The organism is Pseudomonas syringae pv. coryli str. NCPPB 4273, assembly GCF_000972175.1.
GTDB lineage: Bacteria > Pseudomonadota > Gammaproteobacteria > Pseudomonadales > Pseudomonadaceae > Aquipseudomonas > Aquipseudomonas syringae.
This window is the reverse complement of sequence record NZ_AWQP01000093.1, coordinates 1-1,959: the sequence shown is the minus strand read 5'-3', so window position 1 is coordinate 1,959 and position 1,959 is coordinate 1. Positions and strand designations below refer to the sequence as shown.

Genomic DNA, 1,959 nt, shown 5'->3' with positions numbered 1-1,959 from the left:
CTCTTTGTGTTTGTGACGCTCTGCGTCACACAGCGGTTCTGCGATGTCAGTTGGATATGTTTACGGCTCAAGGCACCTTTTCGCCCCTCGGCGACTGACTTGTGCGCCCAGCATGGGCGCCATCCTAGAGGTGAAAGTCCTCTCTTAAGCTGGCCACAGTGAATGAAGCGAAGCGCAACTGCAGAAGGGCGACCGACTGTGGGGAGGAAGCGTGGAGCGTAAACCGCGAGCCGAGGTACACAAATCGCATTCGAGGCGGATCCGGACAGGGCGAGCAGCCAAGTGACTGCAAAGCTCTTGTGGCCTAAGTGCCGGGTACGTAAATGCGGCGGTTGTGCGGTGAAGGATGGCGTTCTTACCTGGGGAGATCTCGCCTCATGCCTGAAAGGGCGACGGTGTGAGCCGGAGCGAGAAGTCAGCAGCGGTCATAGTAGCTGCGCTGCAGCGAAGGACCAAACGAGAAGAAGTGAGGTTTGACATGACGATACAGCAGGCCATGCATCAGATGCCCGGCAAACCGGGGCGGGACGCAATTGCAGAGGGTGAAGCCCCGCGTAAAGCATCCAGCGATGAAGCCGGCTGTCCGCGCCATGACTCAACCCCCACAGGGTCAGGGTTGCTGCAAGCTGCCCTGACAAGAGACAACCTGCAACTGGCGTTTAAACAGGTCCGCGCCAATAAGGGTGCTGCCGGTGTCGACGGTCTTGGGATCGCCGAAACAGCGGAGCACCTGAAGACGGCATGGCCCGGGATACGCGCACAGTTGTTGGCAGGGACGTACCGGCCTGATCCGGTTCGGCGAGTCTTGATCCCCAAACCCGGTGGCGGCGAGCGCAAGCTGGGCATTCCTACGGTGACGGACAGACTTATTCAGCAAGCATTACTGCAAGTGTTGCAGCCCTTGCTGGACCCTGACTTCAGCAACCACAGCTATGGTTTTCGTCCGGAGCGCAGTGCACACCAAGCGGTTTTGGCGGCACAGCAATACATCCACTCAGGGCGGCAAATTGTGGTCGATGTCGATCTGGAGCAGTTTTTCGACTGCGTCGAGCACGATGTGTTGATCGCCCGACTGGGCAGAAAAGTGAAGGATCGCGACGTTTTACGTTTGATTCGAGCTTATCTGAACAGTGGGGCATTGATCGAAGGCATGGTCATGACCAGCACGAGGGGCACACCGCAAGGTGGACCACTTTCACCGCTGCTGGCCAATGTGGTGCTGGACGAGGTAGACAAAGAGCTGGAGCGACGAGGCCATTGCTTCGTCAGGTACGCGGACGATGCGAACGTTTACGTACGTAGCCCCAAAGCCGGACAGCGGGTGATGGCATTGCTCCGTCGCCTTTACGGCCGTCTTGGGTTGCGCGTGAACGAGAGCAAGAGCGCCGTTGCCAGTGCGTTTGGCCGCAAGTTTCTGGGATTCAGCTTCTGGCAGTCTCCCAAAGGCGAGGTCAAACGGCGGGTAGCACTCAAGGCGCTACAGGTATTCAAACATCGCATCCGGGGGCTGACACCGCGTAGTGGCGGTCGCAGCCTGCCGCAAGTGGTGGAAAACCTGAGGCCCTACCTCCTCGGCTGGAAAGCGTACTTTGGATTGTCTCAGGCTCCCGGTTTATGGAAGAGTCTGGACGGCTGGATACGTCGAAGGCTCAGGGCAATTCAGCTCAAACAATGGAAGACTGGCAAAACCACCTACCGAGAGCTTCGCAAGTTGGGTGCAAATTCTGACTTGGCGGCAGCAATAGCCAGCGATAGCCATAGGATCTGGCACAACAGTGCCGGGCTGATCCATGGTGTGCTGACGGTAGCGTGGTTTGATCGGTTGGGTCTGCCTCGACTCTACTGACCTCAACCTCTCGAACCGCCCGGTGCGGACCCGCATGCCGGGTGGTGTGGCAGGGGTGCAGCCAGATGGCTGCCCCCTATGCCGATTGATGGGGCCAAAGTAGGCAAAGTCCC

General features: G+C 58.6%; 1 protein-coding gene. It reads left to right on the top strand.

The features are described 5' to 3' along the window. Positions 1–478 precede the first annotated feature (478 nt). The gene (gene ltrA, locus P406_RS26730; protein ID WP_003373498.1) at positions 479–1,846 is read left to right on the top strand and encodes a group II intron reverse transcriptase/maturase; all 1,368 of its coding nucleotides are present in this window, start codon (positions 479–481) and stop codon (positions 1,844–1,846) included. Positions 1,847–1,959: the final 113 nt, after the last annotated feature.

What these genes read in the sequence shown, in the direction of transcription:
- ltrA (WP_003373498.1), top strand. Translation starts at nt 479, where the DNA reads ATGACGATACAGCAGGCCATGCATCAGATGCCCGGCAAACCGGGGCGG.